The 19,564-nt window shown below is 74.2% G+C and carries 15 protein-coding genes; 4 read left to right on the plus strand and 11 right to left on the minus strand.

Translation table 11 applies throughout. The annotated features are described in order from the left end of the window. Nucleotides 1-54 precede the first annotated feature (54 nt). Nucleotides 55-717, plus strand: coding sequence for a transcriptional repressor LexA (gene lexA / locus OP86_RS04860; protein ID WP_224281048.1), 663 nt, complete (start codon nucleotides 55-57; stop codon nucleotides 715-717). Between the two features lie 159 nt (nucleotides 718-876). Here the strand turns inward: lexA and OP86_RS04865 are convergent, their stop codons facing one another. The 5 genes from OP86_RS04865 to OP86_RS37755 form a co-directional block, all read right to left on the minus strand. Then, the gene (locus OP86_RS04865) at nucleotides 877-3,006 is read right to left on the minus strand and encodes an ATP-dependent DNA helicase (RefSeq protein ID WP_078588619.1); all 2,130 of its coding nucleotides are present in this window, start codon (nucleotides 3,004-3,006) and stop codon (nucleotides 877-879) included. Nucleotides 3,007-3,018: 12 nt separating this feature from the next. After that, on the minus strand, nucleotides 3,019-4,842 hold the full coding sequence (locus tag OP86_RS04870; protein WP_030057619.1) for an IucA/IucC family protein: 1,824 nt from the start codon (nucleotides 4,840-4,842) through the stop codon (nucleotides 3,019-3,021). Then, nucleotides 4,820-6,226 carry a lysine N(6)-hydroxylase/L-ornithine N(5)-oxygenase family protein gene (locus tag OP86_RS04875; RefSeq protein WP_030256967.1) on the minus strand — a complete coding sequence of 469 codons (1,407 nt, stop codon included), beginning with the start codon at nucleotides 6,224-6,226 and terminating at the stop codon, nucleotides 4,820-4,822. The genes OP86_RS04870 and OP86_RS04875 overlap by 23 nt, the downstream gene beginning before the upstream one ends. A gap of 115 nt (nucleotides 6,227-6,341) precedes the next feature. Then, nucleotides 6,342-7,019, minus strand: coding sequence for a GNAT family N-acetyltransferase (locus OP86_RS37750; RefSeq protein ID WP_030057616.1), 678 nt, complete (start codon nucleotides 7,017-7,019; stop codon nucleotides 6,342-6,344). Continuing rightward, nucleotides 6,911-8,743 carry an IucA/IucC family protein gene (locus OP86_RS37755; protein ID WP_033330995.1) on the minus strand — a complete coding sequence of 611 codons (1,833 nt, stop codon included), beginning with the start codon at nucleotides 8,741-8,743 and terminating at the stop codon, nucleotides 6,911-6,913. The genes OP86_RS37750 and OP86_RS37755 overlap by 109 nt, the downstream gene beginning before the upstream one ends. Before the next feature lie 366 nt (nucleotides 8,744-9,109). On the opposite strand from OP86_RS37755, the gene OP86_RS04890 reads away from it, so the two are divergent. Then, nucleotides 9,110-10,312, plus strand: coding sequence for a trypsin-like serine peptidase (locus OP86_RS04890; protein ID WP_030057613.1), 1,203 nt, complete (start codon nucleotides 9,110-9,112; stop codon nucleotides 10,310-10,312). 56 nt (nucleotides 10,313-10,368) lie between these two features. Further along, nucleotides 10,369-11,487 carry a trypsin-like serine peptidase gene (locus OP86_RS04895; RefSeq protein WP_030057612.1) on the plus strand — a complete coding sequence of 373 codons (1,119 nt, stop codon included), beginning with the start codon at nucleotides 10,369-10,371 and terminating at the stop codon, nucleotides 11,485-11,487. Between the two features lie 133 nt (nucleotides 11,488-11,620). On the opposite strand, the gene hflX is transcribed toward OP86_RS04895, so the two are convergent. The 5 genes from hflX to miaA all read right to left on the minus strand — a co-directional run bounded on the left by hflX (nucleotide 11,621) and on the right by miaA (nucleotide 18,373). Continuing rightward, complete coding sequence (gene hflX / locus OP86_RS04900; RefSeq protein WP_030057611.1) at nucleotides 11,621-13,123, minus strand: GTPase HflX; 1,503 nt, start codon at nucleotides 13,121-13,123, stop codon at nucleotides 11,621-11,623. A gap of 217 nt (nucleotides 13,124-13,340) precedes the next feature. Further along, nucleotides 13,341-15,548, minus strand: a complete 2,208-nt coding sequence (locus OP86_RS04905; protein ID WP_051829693.1) for a RelA/SpoT family protein — start codon at nucleotides 15,546-15,548, stop codon at nucleotides 13,341-13,343. A 173-nt stretch (nucleotides 15,549-15,721) separates the two neighbouring features. Next, nucleotides 15,722-16,627: a diaminopimelate epimerase gene (dapF, locus tag OP86_RS04910; RefSeq protein ID WP_030256977.1), complete on the minus strand. Its 906-nt coding sequence runs from the start codon at nucleotides 16,625-16,627 to the stop codon at nucleotides 15,722-15,724. Between the two features lie 46 nt (nucleotides 16,628-16,673). Further along, nucleotides 16,674-17,186, minus strand: a complete 513-nt coding sequence (locus tag OP86_RS04915) for a hypothetical protein (RefSeq protein WP_030057608.1) — start codon at nucleotides 17,184-17,186, stop codon at nucleotides 16,674-16,676. 227 nt (nucleotides 17,187-17,413) lie between these two features. Further along, a complete protein-coding gene (miaA, locus tag OP86_RS04920) occupies nucleotides 17,414-18,373 on the minus strand; it encodes a tRNA (adenosine(37)-N6)-dimethylallyltransferase MiaA (protein WP_033330998.1) in 960 nt (319 codons plus the stop codon). A 197-nt stretch (nucleotides 18,374-18,570) separates the two neighbouring features. On the opposite strand from miaA, the gene OP86_RS04925 reads away from it, so the two are divergent. Then, nucleotides 18,571-18,816, plus strand: coding sequence for an antitoxin (locus tag OP86_RS04925; RefSeq protein ID WP_033330999.1), 246 nt, complete (start codon nucleotides 18,571-18,573; stop codon nucleotides 18,814-18,816). 3 nt (nucleotides 18,817-18,819) lie between these two features. Here the strand turns inward: OP86_RS04925 and OP86_RS04930 are convergent, their stop codons facing one another. After that, nucleotides 18,820-19,518, minus strand: coding sequence for a class III extradiol ring-cleavage dioxygenase family protein (locus OP86_RS04930; protein WP_030057605.1), 699 nt, complete (start codon nucleotides 19,516-19,518; stop codon nucleotides 18,820-18,822). Nucleotides 19,519-19,564 lie beyond the last annotated feature (46 nt).

Here is a 19,564-nt window from a genome sequence, read left to right on the forward strand (position 1 = left end):
CCGATCGAACACTCCCCCGCCACGGATGACGCCCACGCCTCCCCCGCCCGGGCGATGCCCGGCCGCCCCCCCGGCATCCGCACCGACGAGGCCGGCCTCACCGAGCGCCAGCGCCGGGTGATCGAGGTCATCAGGGACTCCGTCCAGCGCCGGGGCTACCCGCCGTCCATGCGCGAGATCGGCCAGGCCGTCGGCCTGTCCAGCACCTCCTCGGTCGCCCACCAGCTGATGGCCCTGGAGCGCAAGGGCTTCCTGCGCCGCGACCCGCACCGTCCGCGCGCCTACGAGGTCCGCGGCGTCGAGGTGGCCCGCCCGAACACCGCCGAGACGGCCGGCCGCCCCTCCACCTCCTACGTGCCGCTGGTGGGCCGGATCGCCGCCGGCGGGCCGATCCTGGCCGAGCAGACGGTCGAGGACGTCTTCCCGCTGCCCCGCCAGCTGGTCGGCGAGGGCGAGCTGTTCGCGCTCACCGTGCGCGGCGACTCGATGATCGAGGCGGCCATCTGCGACGGCGACTGGGTCACCGTCCGCCGCCAGCCGGTCGCCGAGAACGGCGACATCGTGGCCGCGATGATCGACGGCGAGGCCACCGTCAAGCGGCTCAAGCGCGAGGACGGCCGGATCTGGCTGATGCCGCACAACCCGGCGTACGAGCCGATCAACGGCGACAACGCGACCATCCTGGGCAAGGTCGTCGCGGTCCTGCGCCGCCTCTGAGCGGTCCTGCGCCGCCTCCGAGCGCCCACACCAGACACCACACCGGGAAGGGGCTCCACCGCAGAGTGCGGGGAGCCCCTCCGGCGTTCCGAGGGCGTTCCGGGTGCTTCCGGGAGCGGGCCGGGCATTCGGGCGCCTTCCGGAGCGGGCGCGGGGCGCTCAGCCCCGCTTCACCACCGGCCGCACCGGCGCCGCCGAGGCGTCGATCGCCGCCAGCGAGCGCCGCACCTGGTTGCGGTCCGTGGTGTACCAGAACTCGGGCATCGAGGAGCGGAAGAAACTCCCGTACCGCTTGGTCTCCACCCGCGGGTCGAGCACCGCCACCACGCCCCGGTCGTCCGCCGCGCGGACCAGCCGGCCCGCGCCCTGCGCCATCAGCAGCGCCGCGTGCGTCGCCGCGACGGCCATGAAGCCGTTCCCGCCGCGCTGTTCGACGTCCCGCTGGCGGGCGCTCATCAGCGGGTCGTCCGGCCGCGGGAACGGGATCCGGTCCATCACGACCAGTTGGCAGGCCGAGCCCGGCACGTCCACGCCCTGCCAGAGCGAGAGCGTGCCGAACAGGCAGGTGGTCGCGTCCGAGGCGAACTCGCGGATCAACTCGCCCAGGGTGTCCTCCCCCTGGAGCAGGATCCGGTGGTCCAGCCGCTCGCGCATCGCCTCGGCGGCCGCCTGGGCGCCGCGCATCGAGGAGAACAGGCCCAGGGTCCGCCCGCCGGCCGCGCCGATCAGCTCGGCCAACTCGTCGAGCATGTCAGGCCGTTCGGGGTCGCGCCCGGGATCGGCCAGGTGCTTGGCGACGTACAGGATGCCCTGCTTGGGGTACTTGAACGGCGAGCCGACGTCGATGCCGCGCCAGTGCGGCACCGCGTCCTCGCCGAACCCGGGGCCCGGCTCCGGGTTGTCCCCGGCCGTGCGGACGTCCGGCAGCCGGGTCTCGGAGGGCAGGCCCACCGAGGCGGCGACGCCGTTGAAGTCCCCGCCGAGCTTGAGGGTGGCCGAGGTGAGGACGACCGAGCGCTCCTTGTACAGCCCCTCGCGCAGCAGCCCGGACACGCTCAGCGGCGCGACCCGCAGCGAGGCGGTGCCCAGCCCGTAGCGGTCGCTGCGCTCGATCCAGACCACGTCGTACTCGGAGCCCTCCAGCAATCGGTCGGCGGTCTCGTGCAGGGTCTCGGCTGAGGCCATGGCCTGCTTGCGGACGGCGTCCTCGTCGCTGAGCCCCTTGTCCCTGGTCTCACCGAGCGAGGTGATCACCTGGCGGGAGGCGTCCCGGATCGCGGTGACGGCGTACGCCAGGTACTCCGGCAGTTCCTCGACCCGGCCGGGCTGGGCGGTCTCCATCAGGCCGTGGTAGTTCTCGGCGGCGGCCTGCAGGGCGTCCACGGCCTTCTCGTTGGCGAGCCGGGCGGCCCGCTTCACGGCCCGGTTGACGGCGCCGACGGTCAGCTCGGCGGTGGCCGCGCCGGTGACCCGGTTGACCAGCTCGTGCGCCTCGTCCACGATCAGCAGCCCGTGCTCGGGCAGCACCGGCGCGCCCTCGATCGCGTCGATGGCGAGCATCGCGTGGTTGGTGACCACGACGTCCGCGAGCTTGGCCCGCTCCCGCGCCTTCTCGGCGAAGCACTCCTGCCCGTACGGGCAGCGGGTGGCGCCGAGGCACTCCTTGGAGGTGACCGCGAGCTGGGCCCAGGCCTTGTCGGAGACGCCGGGGCTGAGGTCGTCGCGGTCACCGGTGTCGGTCTCGTCGGCCCAGTCGCGCAGCCGCAGCACGTCCTGCCCGAGCTTGCCGGTGGGCCCGCCGAGCGCGTCCACCGGGTCGAACAGGCCCTCGCCCTCGTCGCTCGGGGTGCCCTCGTTGGCCCGGTGCAGGCACAGGTAGTTGGAGCGGCCCTTGAGCATCGCGTACAGCGGGCGGCGGCGCAGCACCGGGTGCAGCGCGTCGACGGTGCGCGGCAAGTCCCGTTCCACCAGCTGGCGTTGCAGCGCCAGGGTGGCGGTGGCGACGACCACACGGTCGCCGTGGGCGAGCGCGGGCACCAGGTAGGCCAGGGACTTCCCGGTGCCGGTGCCGGCCTGGACGAGCAGGTGCTCGCCGTGGTCGACGGCGTCGGCGACGGCCTCGGCCATCCGGACCTGGCCGGGGCGCTCGACGCCGCCGACGGCCGCCACCGCGGCGTGCAGCAGTTCGGGGATCCGCGAGCGCGGAACGGCGACTGCTTCCTCGGCCTCGTCGCCGAGGTCCGCCGCCCGCTGGGATTCGGAGTCGTGGGATTCGGAGTCGTTCGTCATGACCCTCCCAGCCTACGGGGCGGGGGTGACAATCCGGTCCCGTCGCGCGGGCGGCCGTACGTCGACGGCCACCAGCGCGTTCGGCACGGTCCCGTGCCGGGCGGCGTGCGGGCGGAAGGGGCGGTCCTGGTAGCCGTCGAGGAGCAGCCGGTTGCGGTTGAGGCAGAGCCGGTCGATCCGGGGCCGGAACAGGTCGAACAGCTCGAAGCGCTCGCGCAGCTCGGGGAAGCGGGCCTGGTGGCGGAGGATCTCGGCGCGCAGCAGGGCCCAGAACTCGGCCTCGGGCAGTCCGGTCTGCGCCTCCAGCAGCGGGGCGAGGTAGCGGAAGACGCCGATGAACAGTCCGGCGTGGATGAACTGGCAGAGCCCCTGCGGGCTGTCCCGCAGCAGCACGTCGGCGACCTCGGCGGGCAGCTCGCGCAGTTCGGGCAGGTCCTGGTCGCTGAGGTTGACGTCGTCGACGAAGTCCTTGACCGCGAGCCGGGCCGGGGTGCCGCGGTCGTCGAAGACGACGATGGCGTTCTCGCCGTGCGGGGAGAAGACCAGCCCGTAGCGGTAGAGGAAGTGCAGCAGGGGCGGCAGCATCGCGGCGAACAGCCGGCCGGTCCACTGGGCGGGGGTGAGGCCGGAGCGGGTGATCAGCTCGGCGGCGAGCGCCCGGCCGTCGGAGCCGGTCTGCAGCAGGGCGGCGAGGGTGCGGGCGCGCTCGCCGGGGTCCAGGCGGGGGCCGAGCGGTTCGCGCCAGATCGCGCCGAGCAGTTCCTTGTACTGGTAGGGCGCCTCGGGCAGCTCCCGGTACAGCGGGTGGTCGACGGTGACGGAGGCGATCTCGCCGAGCAGGATCACCCGGCACTCGTCGCGCAGGAACGGGTCGGCGTCGCGCAGCCCGTGCAGCCAGGCGGTGACGGCGGGGGCGGCGAGGGTGCGCTCGGTGGGCAGGCCGCGCCAGACCAGGGTGTTGAGGATCGACAGCGGCAGTTTGACCGTGCAGCGCTCGGGGTGGGCGGTGTTGAAGAAGGAGCGGATGGACTGCTGGGGCAGCCGTGGGTCGCCGTCCGAGGGCAGTGGGACGATCTCGCCGGAGGCGATCCAGGGCGCGAACAGCGGCAGGATCGTCTCGTCCCACTGCCAGGGGTGGACGGGCAGCAGCAGGTAGTCGTCGGCGTCCGGGCCGAGCGCGGCGCGCAGTGCGTCCACGTCGTCCAGTTCGCGGGCGTAGAGCTGTTCGGGCCGTTCCAGGCCGGGTACGCCGCGGTACTCGGCGAGCCGGCGGTGGACGGCGATCCAGGGCAGTGGGCGGGGGCTGCGGGCCTCCGGGGCCCAGCGGGCGGCGTCGGCGGCGGAGAAGCCGATCCGGCCCTTGTTGGGGACGATCCAGGGGTGGCCGGTCTGTCGGCCCTCCAGTGCCGGGTGGTCGAGTTCGGCGAGTTCGGCGGCGGTGAGCGCGGTGGCGAGCTGGCGGGCGTCGGCGGTCAGGGTGGCGGAGAGTTCGCGGATCAGGTGGCCGGTGGTCTCGCCGCGCATCCCGAGGGTCTGCCGGGCGTAGGGGAGGAAGCGCAGCGGGTCCAGGCCGTCGGGTTCGGAGCAGCGGAGGGACTCCGGGTCGACCTGCCAGCTGTCGTAGGCGCCGCGCCGGGCGGTGAAGCGGTACTCGACGCCGGGCAGTGGGAGCAGGTACTCGCCGGGTAGGACGCCGGGGAGGGGTTTGAGCAGTTCCTCGTAGGCGAACTCGCCGAGCATCTTGGCCAGCAGGGCGCGGGCGGCCCGCTGCCAGTGCCCGGCGGTGAGGTGTGGGGGGAGGTAGAGCGGCGGTTCAGCGGCCGACTGTTGCGGCACGGGTCAGCTCCTGGGGGCGAGGGAGGACGGGGGTCTGTCCGACGGGTGCGGGGGCGGGCGGCGCGAAGCCGGTCCAGGCGGTGCGGGTCGGCAGTCGGTGGACGGTCCGGCCGGTGACGGCGTTGAGGATCACGGCGGCCCGGTGGGCGCCGAGCCCGAGGTCGGGCGTGCCGACGCCGTGGGTGTGCAGTTCGGCGTTCTGGACGTAGAGGCCGCCGGTGAGTTCGGGCCGGGTGGCGACCCGGTGGTCGAGGTCGACCCGGTAGCGCCCGGTCTCGTCCCAGTCGATCAGGGGGGCGAGCGGTTCGAGTGCGGCCGGGCGGGCGGCCCGGTAGCCGGTGGCGAGCACCACGGCGTCGGTGCGCAGCACGTGCTCGGCGCCGGAGTCGGTGTGCCGGCAGCGCAGTTCGAGGCCGCCGCAGGGGCCGGGGCGGGCGTCGGTGACGCCGGTGCCGGGGGTGATCTCGACCGGGGCGGTGTCGATCGGGCGGCCGATGGTGCGCTCGTAGAGGTGGTCGTGGATCTCGGCGAGGGTCTCGGCGCTGGCGGCCTTGTGCAGCTGCCACTGGGAGTCGACCAGGGCGTCCCTGGTGGGCCCGGGCAGGCTGTGGAAGTAGCGGGTGTAGTCGGGGGTGAAGTGCTCCAGGCCGAGCTTGGAGTACTCCATGGGCGCGAGTGCCCGGGTGCGGGTGAGCCAGCGCAGCCGGACGCCGTCGTCCTGGTGGCGCCGGAGCAGGTCGAGGAAGACCTCGGCGCCGGACTGCCCGCTGCCGACCACGGTGATGTCCCGGGCGCCGGCCAGGTCGGCGCGGCGGTCCAGGTAGTCGGCGGAGTGGAAGGCGCGGGGGTGGCCGGCCAGGGCGGCGAAGGCCTCGGGGCGTACGGGCCGGGTGCCGACGCCGAGGGCGAGGTTGCGGGCCCGTACGGTGGTCCGCCGCCCGGTCGCGGTGTCGGTCAACTCGACCCGGTACCAAGGCCCTTCCCCCGAGGTGCCGGCCCAGTGCAGGGCGGTGACCTCGGTGCCGAAGCGGCAGTTGGCCAGCCGCTCGGCGGCCCAGCGGCAGTAGTGGTCGTACTCGCGGCGGGGCAGTTGGAAGCGCTCGGCGAAGTAGAACGGGAACAGCCGGTCCTGTTCGCGCAGGTAGTTGAGGAAGGACCACGGGTTGGTCGGATCCACCAGGGAGACCAGGTCGGCGAGGAAGGGCACCTGCATCCGGGCCCCGTCCACCAGCATCCCGTGGTGCCAGCGGAACTCCGGGCGCTGGTCGCAGAAGAGCGTGCGCAGGCCGGGGACGGGTTCGGCGAGCGCCGCGAGCGAGAGGTTGAACGGGCCGATGCCGACGCCGAGCAGGTCGTACGGCGGCTGGGGTGCTGCGGTGTCCACGGGGTGTCCTAGGCGGGATCGGGGCTAGGCGGGCTCGGGGTCGGGCTCGGGCTCGGGGTCGGGCGGAGTCCGGGCCGGGCGCGGGTCAGGGCCGGGCGGGTCAGGCCCGAGCAGGTCAGGCCCGGGCGGGCAGTGCGGCCCGGGTGCGCACCATCAGGGCGGCGCGCTTGCCGGGCAGGTCGAGTTCGGCGGCCGCCCGGAAGCCGGCCCGTTCGAAGGCCCGGACCGAGCGCCGGTTGCGGACGTCCGGTTCGGCGACGACCCGTTCGCAGTGCGGGCGGCGGCGCAGGATCCGTTCCGCGAGGGCGCCCAGCAGGACGGCGCCCAGGCCCCGGCCGCGGCTGGCGGCGGGGCCGAGCAGCAGGTGGAGGCCGGTGTCGTGCGGCCGGGCCGGGTAGTGGGCGGCGAGGGGGTCGAGGTCGGCGCGGTAGAGCTCCCAGTAGCTCATCGGCTCGCCGTCGAGCAGGCCGAGGCACGGGAGGCTGCGGCCGTCGCCGTCCAGTTGGGCCCGGACGTGCCGGGCGGTGCGGTCCGGTGGTCCGGCGAGTTCCCAGAAGGCGGCGACCTCGGGGTCGTTCATCCACCCGGCGAGCAGGTCCAGGTCGGCGGGCAGCCGGACGGGGCCGAGCCGGAACTCGCCGGCCGAGGTGGGGATCGCGCCCCACCCGGGCAGGTCGTCGAACATCAGGGGCCCGCCACCGGGTTGGGGATGTCCACGTACACGGACTGGGTGGCGACCGGGCCGACCAGTTCGTCCAGGCCGTTGATCCGGGTGAGCAGGTTGGCCTTGCAGGGCAGCGTGGGCGCGTCGAGCAGCAGCGCGGGCAGCGCCGAGCCGGTGGCTGCGGCCGCGGGACCGGCCAGGAACCGGCGCAGCGCCGCCAACAGCACCGTTTCGTCGGCCAGTTGCTGGGAGCCGAGGGCGCCGATCAGGCCGAGGACGTGGTTGATGCCGAGGTAGTAGGCGAAGTGGTGGTCGATCACCGGGTCGGGCAGGAAGGTGTCGCTGTCGGTGCCGAGCCCGGGCAGCCGGGCGGTGAGCCGTTCGGCGGCGCTCTCGCGGTAGTAGTAGCCCTGGTTGTCCCGGTAGCGGCCGCCGGTCGGCCAGCCGTCGGCGTCCAGCAGGACCAGGCTGTTCTGCTGGTGGGCTTCGAGGGCGATGCCGGCCCGGCCGTCCAGCCAGAGGACGGGCAGCACGACGGTTTCCAGGTAGCGCAGGAACCAATCGGCGGCCACGGTCGGCTGCGGTCGGCCGCATCGGGCGGCGAGCGCCCGCAGGATGTCGCCGAGCCTGGAGGGCACGGTGTCGCCGGCGCCGAGCGGCTGTTCGGCGACCAGTCCGGCGACGCACAGCACGCGCTCGGCGGGGGCGAACGGCTGGGCGCGCAGCACGGTGTCCAGGCCGCCCGGGTCGCCGAGCGCGGGGTGGTCGACGCCGATCCAGGCCGGGTCGCGGACGATGTCGAAGCCGGGGTGGGCGGCCTGCCACTCGGCGGCCAGCCCGCTCTCCAGCAGCCGGTGCACCTCCAGGCCGCGGTGCAGTTCCTTGCGCAGGTTCTCCCGGCGGGAGTTGGTGATCCGCAGGCCGAGCGAGAGCTTGAGCATCCACGGGGTGCCGGGCCGGTAGACGGTGCGCACCGAGGAGGTGGGGTACCAGGGCTCCCCGGCCGGGCCGAGGTCGTGCAGCAGCCCGTCGGCGAGCAGTGCGGCGACGGCCGGCCGGTGAGCGAGTTCGCGGGCCTGCCAGGGGTGCAGCGGCAGGGCGGCGGTGCCGGGCGGCAGCGCGGGGCGGCCGCCGAGCAGGCCGGCGGTGAGCTGCTCGGCGCTTTCGGCGACGGCGGAGCCCGCGGCGAGCAGTTCGCGGTCCACGGCGTACCAGTGGAGTTGGAAGGAGCCGTGCAGTTCGGGCGAGTAGGCGACGCTCTGGGCCGGGCCGAGGCCGTCGCGGCTCTTCGGGGTGGGGTGGAGCGGGTGGCCGAGCAGCAGGGACTGTTCGGCGGCGAGGAAGTGCGAGCGTTCCGGCCCGCCGGGGGCGGGGGCGGTGCGGCGGTGGGCGAGGATCTCGGCGGTGCGGACGACCGAGTCGGCGACCCGGGCGGCGAGGTCGGCGACCTGTCCGGGGTCGGGTCGCTCGGCGGCCGCGGCGGCGAGCAGCGCGGCGGCGGTGACGGCGTCCACCGGGGCGTCGGCCCCTTGACCCGCCGTACGGCCTTCGTCCGCCGCGCGCCCTTCGCCTACCGAGAGGGTGGCGCGGCCGAAGCGGTGCCAACCGCCCGGGGACCAGTAGCGGACGGGGGCGGTGAGCCGGGCCGCCCCGCCGAGGACGGCGATCCGGAGGCAGCCGTCGGGGCCGGGCCGGGCTCCGGTCTCCCTGGTCCAGCAGCGCAACAGGGCTTCCAGCGCGGCCTGTTCGGCGGCGACGGCGGGGTCGGCGTGCAGCAGCGGGTCGGGCTCGACGGCCGACCGCGGCGCGGACAGCGGCGGTCCGGGCGGGGCTCCGGTGAGGGCGGTGCTCAAGGCTGCTCCTTGGGGCGCGTGGGGGTGCCGACGCGCACAGGTGGAGAAGGGAACCGGCGGGCGCTCGCACCGTCGCGTCAGGTAAGGGTTACCTATCCATGACGGGTGATCACAAGGACGGCTCACTCGTCCAGGTGAAGATCGGGGATTGTCCACCACCGGAGGCCCGGGCCCTGCTGTGCCAACGAGCCGACCGGGCCCGCGTCACGGATCGGTGACCTCCGGGCCGGGCCGCAACCCGGGGGGCGGGCACGGCCGTCCTCGTCTGCGATGGAAGACTCCAGGGCGGTGGCCCGCCGCACCACAGGCCGACCGAGCACCACCCGACCGAGTACGGACCGACCGAGCACAGGGGGACGCGCACAGATGTCAACGATCCACCGCCGAGCACTGGCCGCCGCCGCGGTCGCGGGAGCCCTGATCGCCGTGAGCGCCTGCGGACCGGACGGCCCGGCGGGCGACGGCGGGGGCACCGCCGCGCCGCCGCCCAACTCGGCCGCGGCGACCGGCGGCACCGGCGCAGGCGGCGTGATCGGCGGGATCACCCTCCCGTCCGGTCTGCCCACCGGCCTGCTGGAGGGCCTGCCGAGGAGCTGGGACGACCTGAAGAAGTGGAAGTTCGAGGACTGGGACAAGTGGGCGTCCAAGCACGTCTTCAACAACCCGGTGGTGAAGGACTTCTGGGATCCGGACAAGATGGGCGACTCCAAGCCCGCCGAGCCGGCTCCGCCCGCCGCCAAGCCCTCCCCGGCCACCCCCAAGCCCGCCACCGACGACGGCGTGACCGATCCGGAGCCGCCGGTGGTCAAGGCCGTGGCGGTGCCCCGCCCGTACACCAAGCAGCCCTCCGGCAAGGTGTTCTTCTCCGCCCAGGGCGGCCGCGGCAACTGCTCGGCAACGGTGATCACCGACCCGCAGCACCCGGGCAGGAGCAACCTGGTGTGGACGGCGGGCCACTGCGTGCACCCCGGCAAGGGCGGCAGCTACTACAAGGACCTGGTCTTCGTGCCCGCCTACAACAACTCGGGCGCGTCCAGCGGCGGCAAGCGGGCCCCGCTGTCCGAGCTGGCCCCGTTCGGCACCTGGTGGGCCGACCAGGTCGCCACCTCCCCGCAGTGGACGGTCGAGGGCGGCAGCTCCGGCGACGCCGCCAACCAGTACGACTTCGCGATCATGCGCGTGCACAACCAGAACGACACCGGCAAGTCCCTGGAGGAGACGGTCGGTTCGGCCGTCCCGGTGTGGTTCGACGCCCCCCGCGACAAGCTCGGTGTCTGGGCCACCGGCTACCCGCTGCTCAAGCCGTTCGACGGCCAGGAGCTGTACAAGTGCGACGGCGGCAAGCCGACCCGGCTCTCCTTTGACGCCAAGCGCCCGTCGATGCTCACCATCGGCTGCGACATGACCCAGGGCTCCAGCGGCGGCGGCTGGTTCGCCACCATGCCGGACGGCAGGACCGCCCTGGTCAGCAACACCTCGATCGGCACCCAGGAGCACACCTCGCTGAGCGGCCCGTACCTGGAGACGGTCGCCAAGCAGGCCCTGGAATGGATCTCCAGGAAGCCGTAGCCGCCACGGGGGGGGGCGGTACGGGAACACCAGCACAGCGCGGGGGACTTTGCAGCATGCCCAGAACCACCAGCCGGGGACGCCGGGCCACCACGGCCGGCGCCACGCTGCTCGCCGCGCTCGCCCTCGCCGCGACCGCCTGCGGCCCGGACGGCCCCGCCAGGCCGGCCGTCCCGCCCCCCGCGCTCCCCAAGTCCGCGCCCACCAGCCTGGGCGACCTGACGGGCTGGAAGCTGGAGGACTGGACGAAGTACGTCGCCGACAGCGGGTTCGCCAACGACGCGGCCCCGGGCGCCTGGTCGGCCGCCCGGATGGACGCCGCCAAGCCCCGGCCCACCCCGGAGTACTCCCTCACCGCCCCCGCGGCGCCCGGCGTCGAGCGGGATCCGGCGCCCGCCGCCGTCCCGGCCCAGCCGCAGCAGCACCCGTACGGCCCGGCCGCCGCCGTGGTCGGCCGGCTCTTCATGACCACGCCGCAGGGTGACGCGGCCTGCTCCGCCACCGTGGTCTCCGACCCGGTCAACCCCGGCCGCAGCAACCTCGTCTACACCGCCGCGCACTGCCTGCACGACGGCAAGGGCAGCGGCTGGCTGAAGAACCTGGTCTTCGTGCCCGGGTTCAACCGGGACGGCCAGGCCGCCCACGGCAAGCCGTACCCCGACCAGCAGGCCGCCCCGTACGGCCGGTGGACGGCGGTGCGCGCGCTGGTGTCGCCGACCTGGCTGCAGGAGAGCGGCGTCGGGGCGCACAACCAGTTCGACTACGGGATCGTGCGGGTGCGCGGCGAGGGCGATTCCGGCAAGTCCCTGGAGGAGACGGTCGGCGGCGCCGTCCCGATCTGGTTCAACGCCCCGCGCGACCAGATCACTTCGGCCGCCGCCTACGGCTACCCGGCCGAGCGGCCCTTCGACGGCATGGAGCTGGACCACTGCGACTCGCCCGTCGCGCCCGCCCGGCTCTCCTTCGACCGGACCCGCCCGCCGATGTACGTGATCGGCTGCTCGATGACCGCGGGCTCCAGCGGCGGCGGCTGGTTCATCACCAAGGACGGCAAGCCCAACCTGATCAGCGTCGGCGCGGTCGGCAACCGCAATCCGGCCGGCTACCAGGCCGGTCCGGCCCTGCAGGACCAGGCGAAGCAGGCCTTCGACTACTTCGCCAAGAACGTCAGGTAGCCCCACCCGCAACGCCTGCAACGCCCGCAACGCCTGCAACGCCCGCGAGATCCGCGACCCCCAGGCGGCACCCGCGACATGGGAAGGGCCCCCGGACCGAGTTACGGTCCAGGGGCCCTTCGTGCCCTTCGCCTCAGCCCTGCAGGGCCACCGCGAAGTACCCCAGCTCCGCGGCCAGCTCGGCCGGCACCTTGGCGTGCAGCAGCGTGCCCTCGGCGGTGTGCTCGGTGGAGAGCAGCTCGCCCTCCGCGTGCACCCGGGAGACCAGCCCGCCCTGGGTGTAGGGCACCAGGGCCCGCACCTCGATCGCCGGGCGCGGCAGCTCGTCGTCGATGAGCTGCAGCAGTTCCTCGATGCCCGCGCCGCTGCGGGCCGACACCACGATGGCGTGCGGCTCGCGGCGCAGCAGGCGCTGCAGCACGTGCGGGTCGGCGGCGTCCGCCTTGTTGATCACCACGATCTCCGGCACGTTCTGCGCGTCGACCGAGACGATGACCTCGCGGACGGCGGCCAGCTGCGTCTCCGGCTCGGGGTGCGAGCCGTCCACCACGTGCAGGATGAGGTCCGCGTCGGCGACCTCCTCCATGGTCGAGCGGAAGGCCTCGACCAGGTGGTGCGGCAGGTGCCGGACGAAGCCGACCGTGTCGGCCAGGGTGTAGACCCGCCCGCTCGGGGTCTGGGCCCGGCGCACGGTCGGGTCCAGGGTGGCGAACAGCGCGTTCTCCACCAGCACGCCCGCGCCGGTGAGCCGGTTGAGCAGGGAGGACTTGCCGGCGTTGGTGTACCCGGCGATGGCCACGGACGGCACCTGGTGGCGCTTGCGCTCCTGGCGCTTGGTGTCGCGGCCCTTCTTCATGTCGGCGATCTCCTTGCGGAGCTTCGCCATCTTCTCGCGGATCCGGCGCCGGTCGGTCTCGATCTTGGTCTCACCGGGACCACGGGTGGCCATGCCGCCGCCGGACGAGCCGGAGCCGCCACCACCCATCTGCCGGGACAGCGACTGGCCCCAGCCGCGCAGCCGCGGCAGCATGTACTGCATCTGGGCGAGCGAGACCTGCGCCTTGCCCTCACGGGACTTGGCGTGCTGGGCGAAGATGTCCAGGATCAGGGCCGTCCGGTCGACGACCTTGACCTTGACCACGTCCTCCAGCTGGATCAGCTGGCCGGGGGTGAGCTCACCGTCGCAGACCACGGTGTCGGCGCCGCTGGCGGCGACGATGTCGCGCAGCTCCTTCGCCTTGCCGGAGCCGATGTAGGTGGCCGCGTCGGGCTTGTCGCGACGCTGGATGACGCCGTCCAGCACCTCGGAGCCGGCCGTCTCGGCGAGCGCGGCGAGCTCCGCCATCGAGTTCTCGGCCTCCTCCAGCGTGCCGTCGGTCCAGACGCCGACGAGCACCACGCGCTCCAGGCGGAGCTGGCGGTACTCGACCTCGGTGACGTCTTCGAGTTCGGTGGAGAGGCCGGCGACACGGCGCAGCGCGGCTCGCTCGCTGCGGTCGTACTGGTCGCCGTCGTAGTGGCGGTCGAGGTCCTCGTCGATGGCCGCGAGGTCCTCGTCCATGAGGGCTTCCGCCCGCAGACCGTCGATGCGGCGCGGAGCGTCGGCGTGGTCGCGGGTGTCGAACGTGGAGGTCATTCTGTCCTTAGGCTGCTGGTACGGGTGGCCTTCGGGGACCGTCGGAGCGGTCCCGTAGGGAGTCTGCCCAGCTGCCGCCCCGGCTACCGTCCGGGCGGGGTGAGCTACCCCTCGGATCCTCCGGCGCCACCGGGGCTCCTGTGCCCTGAGAACGCCGAGGACCGGCCGTGAATTCCCCATGATGGTCGCACGCCCGGCCCGCGGTGGTCATCCCATTTCACAGCAGCCCGCGCGTCCGGCCGACCTCCGGGGCGTGCGGCCGGCTCACGTCGTACACCCCGGAGACCCGCAGCATCGCCCGCATCAGGCCGGGCAGCGCGCCCGGCTCGGGCAGCTCCACGGTGTAGGTGTGCCGGACCCTGGACTCCTGCGGCGGCTCGACCTCGGCCGAGACGATGCCGACGCCCTTGGCGGAGATCGCCGCGGTGAGGTCGGCGAGCAGCCGGGGCCGGTTCAGCGCCTCGGCCCGCAGGGTGGCCCGGTGCCCCTCGGCGGGGGCGTCCTGCGGCTGCCAGCGGACCTCCAGTACGGCCCGGCCGTCCGCCCGCATCCGCTCCCCCGCCGGGCAGCCGGTGCGGTGCACGGCCACCGCGCCGCCGCGGATCGGGTAACCCGCCACCTCGTCCGGCGGCACCGGCGTGCAGCAGCGGGCCAGCCGTACGGCCGCCCCCGGCCGTCCGGCCACCGTGACCGGGGCGGCCCGCTTCTCGGTGGTCCGGCGGCCGGGGGGGGCGGGCTGGGCGGGCTGGGCGCCCGCCGGGCCGGTCCGGACCACCGGCAGCCGGGCCGGCGGGTCGGCCAGCCACCGTTCGATGGCCAGCCGGGCGGCGGGGGTGCGGGCGTGGGCCAGCCACTCGGGGGCGGGGCCGGAGGGCTGCCCGCCGTCGGCCGGGAGGGTCTCGGTGAGCACCGCGATCAGGTCGCCGTCCTCCAGCACGGTGGAGAGCGCGCTGAGCCGCCCGTTGACCCGGACGCCGATACATCGGTGGCCGGTCTCCTCGCCGAGCAGGTAGGCCGCGTCGACGCAGGTCGCGCCGGCCCTCAGCTGAAGCGTTTCGCCGCTCTCCGTCACCACGGTGATCTCGCGGTCACCGGCCAGGTCCGCGGTGAGCGCGGACCAGAAGGCGTCCGGGTCGGGCGTCTCCTGCTGCCACTCCAGCAGCCGGCTGAGCCAGCCCGGCCGGGCCGGGTCGGTGCGGTCCAGCTCGTCGGCGTCCTGGGCGGCGCCGGCCGGGGACGGGTCGCCCAGCGCGACCACGCCGGTCTCCGCCACCTCGTGCATCCGCCGGGTGCGGACCAGCACCTCGGCCACGGCACCGCCGCTCAGCGCCACGGCGGTGTGCAGCGACTGGTAGAGGTTGAACTTGGGCGCGGCGACGAAGTCCTTGAACTCCCCGGGCAGTGGTGTCCAGCAGGTGTGCAGCTCGCCGAGCACCGCGTAGCAGTCGGCGTTCTCCTCCACGACCACCAGCAGCCGCCCGAAGTCGGCCGACCGCGGCTCCTCCGGCCGCCCGTCCGGCCCGGGCCCGCCGGAGCGCTTGAGCAGCACCCGGTGCAGCGAGACGCAGTGCCGGGGCCGCACCGTCACCTCGGCCGCCACCCCGGCCTCTGCCAGCTGCCGGGCGAGTTGCCGGGCGAAGGGCTCCAGGACGGTGTCCGGCTGGGCCTCGTGACCGGCCATCAGGGCCCGGGTGCGGGCGTACTCCTCGGGGTGCAGGGTGGCGAAGACGATGTCCTCCAGCTCCGCCTTGAGCACCTGGATGCCGAGCCGTTCGGCCAGCGGGATCAGCACGTCCCGGGTGACCTTGGCGATCCGCACCCGGCTGGCCGGCTTCATGTGCCGGATGGTCCGCATGTTGTGCAGCCGGTCGGCCAGCTTGATCACCATCACCCGGACGTCGTCCCCGGTGGCGACCAGCATCTTGCGGAAGGTCTCCGCCTCGGCGGCGGCACCGAAGTCGACCTTCTCCAGCTTCGTCACCCCGTCGACCAGGTAGGCGACTTCGGGTCCGAAACCGGCGCCGACCTGGTCCAGCGTCAACTCGGTGTCCTCGACGGTGTCGTGGAGCAGCGAGGCGACCAAGGTGGTCGTCCCGGCGCCGAGTTGGGCCAGGATCATGGTGACGGCGAGCGGGTGGGTGATGTACGGCTCGCCGCTCTTGCGCTTCTGGCCGCGGTGGCTGGCCTCGGCGAGCCGGTACGCCCGGGCGAGCAGGCCGAGGTCGGCCTGCGGGTGGTGCAGGCGGTGGACCCGGACGAGCGGCTCCAGGGCGTCCGGCACGAGCGGCCGGCCGGTGGCCAGTAACGCGGCCCGCCCGGCCCGGCCGAGCGCTGCCCGGCCGAGCTCTCCGAGGGGCCTCCTGGCCCCGGCCTGCCGTACGGTCGTCGGCTGCCCCGTCAGGGACTGCCCGGCTTCGATGGTCATCGGCACCTCCGGCAACAGTCGCCGGGTGCTGCCCCTCCCAGGGGTGATCGACCCGGTGGTCCATGCTACCGAGCAGAGCACGTTCCGCGATGCCGTGATTCCCGTCCGCGACCGGTATCACCCGATCGGGGGGATTCGTCGCTGCACGAATTGGGCAAACCGGGCCGTCGGCCCTACCGGATCGACGCCCACCAGCGCTCGTCCAGCCGGCCCTCGGCCACGATCACCGCCGGGCCGGCCATCTCCACCCGGCCGTCCGGGTGCTCGGTGATGACCAGTCGGCCGCCGAGCACGTCCACGGTGTACGCGACGGCCTCACCGGTGACGGCCGGGTCGGCGCCGTCCCGGCGGATCGCGGCCACCGCGACCGCGCAGGCGCCGGTGCCGCAGGAGCGGGTCTCGCCCGAGCCCCGCTCGTGCACCCGCATCGCGACGTGCCGCGGCCCGCGGTCCACCACGAACTCGACGTTGACGCCCTCGGGGTAGGCGCCGTCGGGGCTGGTGAGCGGCGCGGTCCGCAGCTCACCGGCGTGGTCCAGGCTCTCCACGAAGGCCACCGCGTGCGGGTTGCCCATGTTGACGTTCAGCGCCGGCCAGCGCCGCTCGCCGACCGCGACCTCGATGCCGTCCGGTCCGGGCAGCCGGGCGCGGCCCATGTCGATGGTGACGTCACCGGGCGTGCCGTCCTCGGCGTCCTCGGCGACCTTCGCGGTGAGCACCCCGGAGCGGGTGGCGATCGCCAGCTCGCCCGGCTTGGCCAGGCCGGCCTCGACCAGGAAGCGGGCGAAGACCCGCAGGCCGTTGCCGCACATCTCGGCGATGCTGCCGTCGGAGTTGCGGTAGTCCATGAACCACTCGGCCCGGTCGGCCATCCCCGCGGCGGCCGGGTCGGCGGCGGAGCGCACCACCCGCAGCAGCCCGTCCCCGCCGATGCCGGCCCGCCGGTCGCACAGCGCCGCGACGGTCTCGGGACCGATCTCCAGCACGCCGTCCGGGTCCGGGACGATGACGAAGTCGTTCTGGGTGCCGTGCCCCTTGAAGAAGGGGAGGCCGCCCTGCGGGGAAGAGGATGCGCTCACCCCTCCGATGGTACTGAGAGGTGCGTGGCGGCTGCCCGGGGAGGGCCTACCGCAGGTAGGCGACCCGCCAGACCGCGAGCGCGCAGGCGGCCAGCGCGATCAGGGTGTAGACCACGATCGCCTTCCAGCCGGCCCGCTGCCCGGAGCCCCGGCGCGGCAGCCCCGGCCACTTGTAGCCGGCGTGCCGGGCGGCCATCGCGCCCCAGCCGAAGGAGGCGGCGGTGAGCAGCAGCCCGAGCATGCCGACCATGGTGGCGCGCGCCCCGGCCGAGCCGAAGGCGAGCGGGAAGGCGAACATCAGCGAGCCTAGGGTGCCCAGCAGGGCGATCGGCAGGGTCTGCCACCAGCGCAGCCGGCGCCGCGGCCGGATCTCCCGTTCGTGCACGGCACCCCCGGGCGGTGTGCGGGTGTCCAGGGCGGGCAGCGCGACCGCGTACGAGGTCGGCGCCTCCAGTCCGGTCAGCACCGGGAGGTCGCCCATCGTCGACTCGTCGAACTCCTCGGCCGGGGCGGTGACGCTTCCCCTCTGACCGGAGTCGGGGCCGGTACCCGTCGACACGCGGCCTCCCCTGACAGTTCGACACGAGCGGACTCGCGGCCGGGCATGGTCGGCCCGTTCGGCCGATCCCTATGGCATCGATGATGGCATGTCCAGAGGGGAGTTCCGGGCCTGACCGGGGTCGACGGGTGATCCGTGGCCATCACGTGATCGGGCCGTGACCGCCGGTTCGTCCTGCACGGTCGCCTGCGCGCGCAGGTGCACCGCCGAATTGGCCGGAACCCGTCCTACGCGGCCGGAACTCCCTGACCGTCGATCAGTTCGAGGGAGTGTTCCAGCAGCTCGACGGGGTCGGTGCCGGCCGGTCGGGACAGCCAGTTGATCCGGTCGTCCCGGCGGAACCAGGACTCCTGACGGCGCGCGAAGCGCTTGGTGGCACGGACGGTCTCGGCCCGCGCCTCGTCCTCGGTGCACTCGCCGGCGAAGTGGTCGAGCACCTGCTGGTAGCCGAGCGCCCGGGAGGCGGTCCTCCCCTCCCGCAGTCCGGCCTTCTCCAGCTCCCGCACCTCGTCGAGGAGTCCGTCCTCCCACATCCGGTCGACCCGCAGCGTGATCCGCTCGTCCAGCTCCGGACGCGGCACGGCGACGCCGATCTGCACGGCCTCGTACACGGCGGTGTTGCTCGGCAGGTTGGCGGTGAACGGCTGCCCGGTGATCTCGATGACCTCCAGCGCCCGGACGATCCGGCGGCCGTTGCTCGTCAGGATCGCCTCGGCCGCCGCCGGGTCCAGCGCGGCCAGCCGCCGGTGCAGCTCGTACGGGCCGGCCTGCTCCAGTTCGGCCTCCAGGCGGGCCCGCACCTGCGGGTCGGTGCCGGGGAACTCCATCTCGTCGATCGCCGCCCGGACGTACAGCCCGGAGCCGCCGACCAGGACGGCCGTGCGCCCGGCGGCCAGCAGCCGGTCGATCTCGGCCCGGGCCAGCCGCTGGTACTCGGCCACGCTGGCGGCCTCGGTGACGTCCCAGACGTCCAGCAGGTGGTGCGGCACTCCCCCGCGCTCGGCCATGGTGAGCTTGGCGGTGCCGATGTCCATGCCCCGGTACAGCTGCATCGAGTCGGTGTTGATCACCTCGCCGTCGAGGCTGCGGGCGATGGCGACGGCGAGGTCGGACTTGCCGGCGGCGGTCGCGCCGACGACGCAGACCACACGGGGAGGGGCGACACGCGGGGTACGGGAGCTGCTCACCGCTCCAGTCTCGCAAAACCGCGGCGGCACCGGAGACCGGGCTGCCGCTCGGCCCGGGCTGCGCGACGATATGACTGTTCCCAGGAGCGTTTCCAGCCGTTTCCCCAGTTGATGCCCGGTTTGCGAACGCTTCACCGGGCACGGACGTTGTGCGGGGGGACGGGGATGGACGGACGACAGGGAAGGGTGAGACCGCCATGGGTCTGATGGACAACCTCAAGGGCAAGGCCGAGGAGCTCAAGGAGAAGGCCAGCGAACTGGCCGGCAAGCACAGCGACCAGATCGACCACATCGTCGACAAGGCTGGCGGCGCGATCGACAAGGCGACCAAGGGCAAGTACAGCGAGAAGATCGAGCACGGTACCGACAAGGCCAAGGGCGCGGTCGACGACTTCGCCCACAAGCCGAAGCCGCAGGACGGGGGCCAGGCCCCGCAGTCGTGACGGTCAGCTCCAGGACGCCACGAAGTACCCGACCCCGTACGGTGCGTCCTGGTAGGCCAGCCGCCCGGTGAGGCCGGCGCCCTCCGCAGCGCCGGCCAGCACCTGCCAGGGCGCCCGGCCCTCGGCCTTCAGCTCGGCGGCGAGGCCCGCGTCCAGGGCGGCGAGGGCGGGCAGGTCGGCCGAGCCCAGCGCGGCGCCCAGCGCGGCGTCGAAGCCCTCGGCCCGCTCGTCCAGGTAGCCGGGCGCCTTCACGGTGCGGCAGGCGCTGCCGTCGCCGAGCACCAGCAGGGCGACCCGGTCGGCGAGGCCGGCCAGGCCCTGGCCGAGGCCGAGCATCCGGTCGGCCGGGGCGTCGGCGGGCACCGCGCAGGCGTGCGTCGGCAGGGTCACCCCGGCGCGCTCCAGCAGCCAGGCCCCGACGGTCAGCGAGGGCGCCAGCTCCGGCCCCTCGACCCGGTCGCCGGGCAGTTTGGCGGCCAGCGGCACCCCGTAGCGGTGGAAGGAGCCGGCCCCGCCCTCGGTCCACACCTCGGCCTCCGGCCCGGTGCCGACCACCACGACCAGCTGCGGCCCGGCCGCGGCCAGCACCGCCAGCGCCTCGTCGCAGGCGGCGCGCAGCGCGTCCAGCTCGGCGGCCGCCCCGGCGGCGACCTCGGGGACGAGCAGCGGCGGACAGGGGCACACGGCGGCGGCTACCAGCATGTGGATCACTCTAGCCAACAAGAACGGCGGCCCAGCGGGACTCGGG

This window comes from Streptomyces novaecaesareae, from assembly GCF_000716875.1.
GTDB classification, from domain to species: domain Bacteria; phylum Actinomycetota; class Actinomycetes; order Streptomycetales; family Streptomycetaceae; genus Kitasatospora; species Kitasatospora novaecaesareae.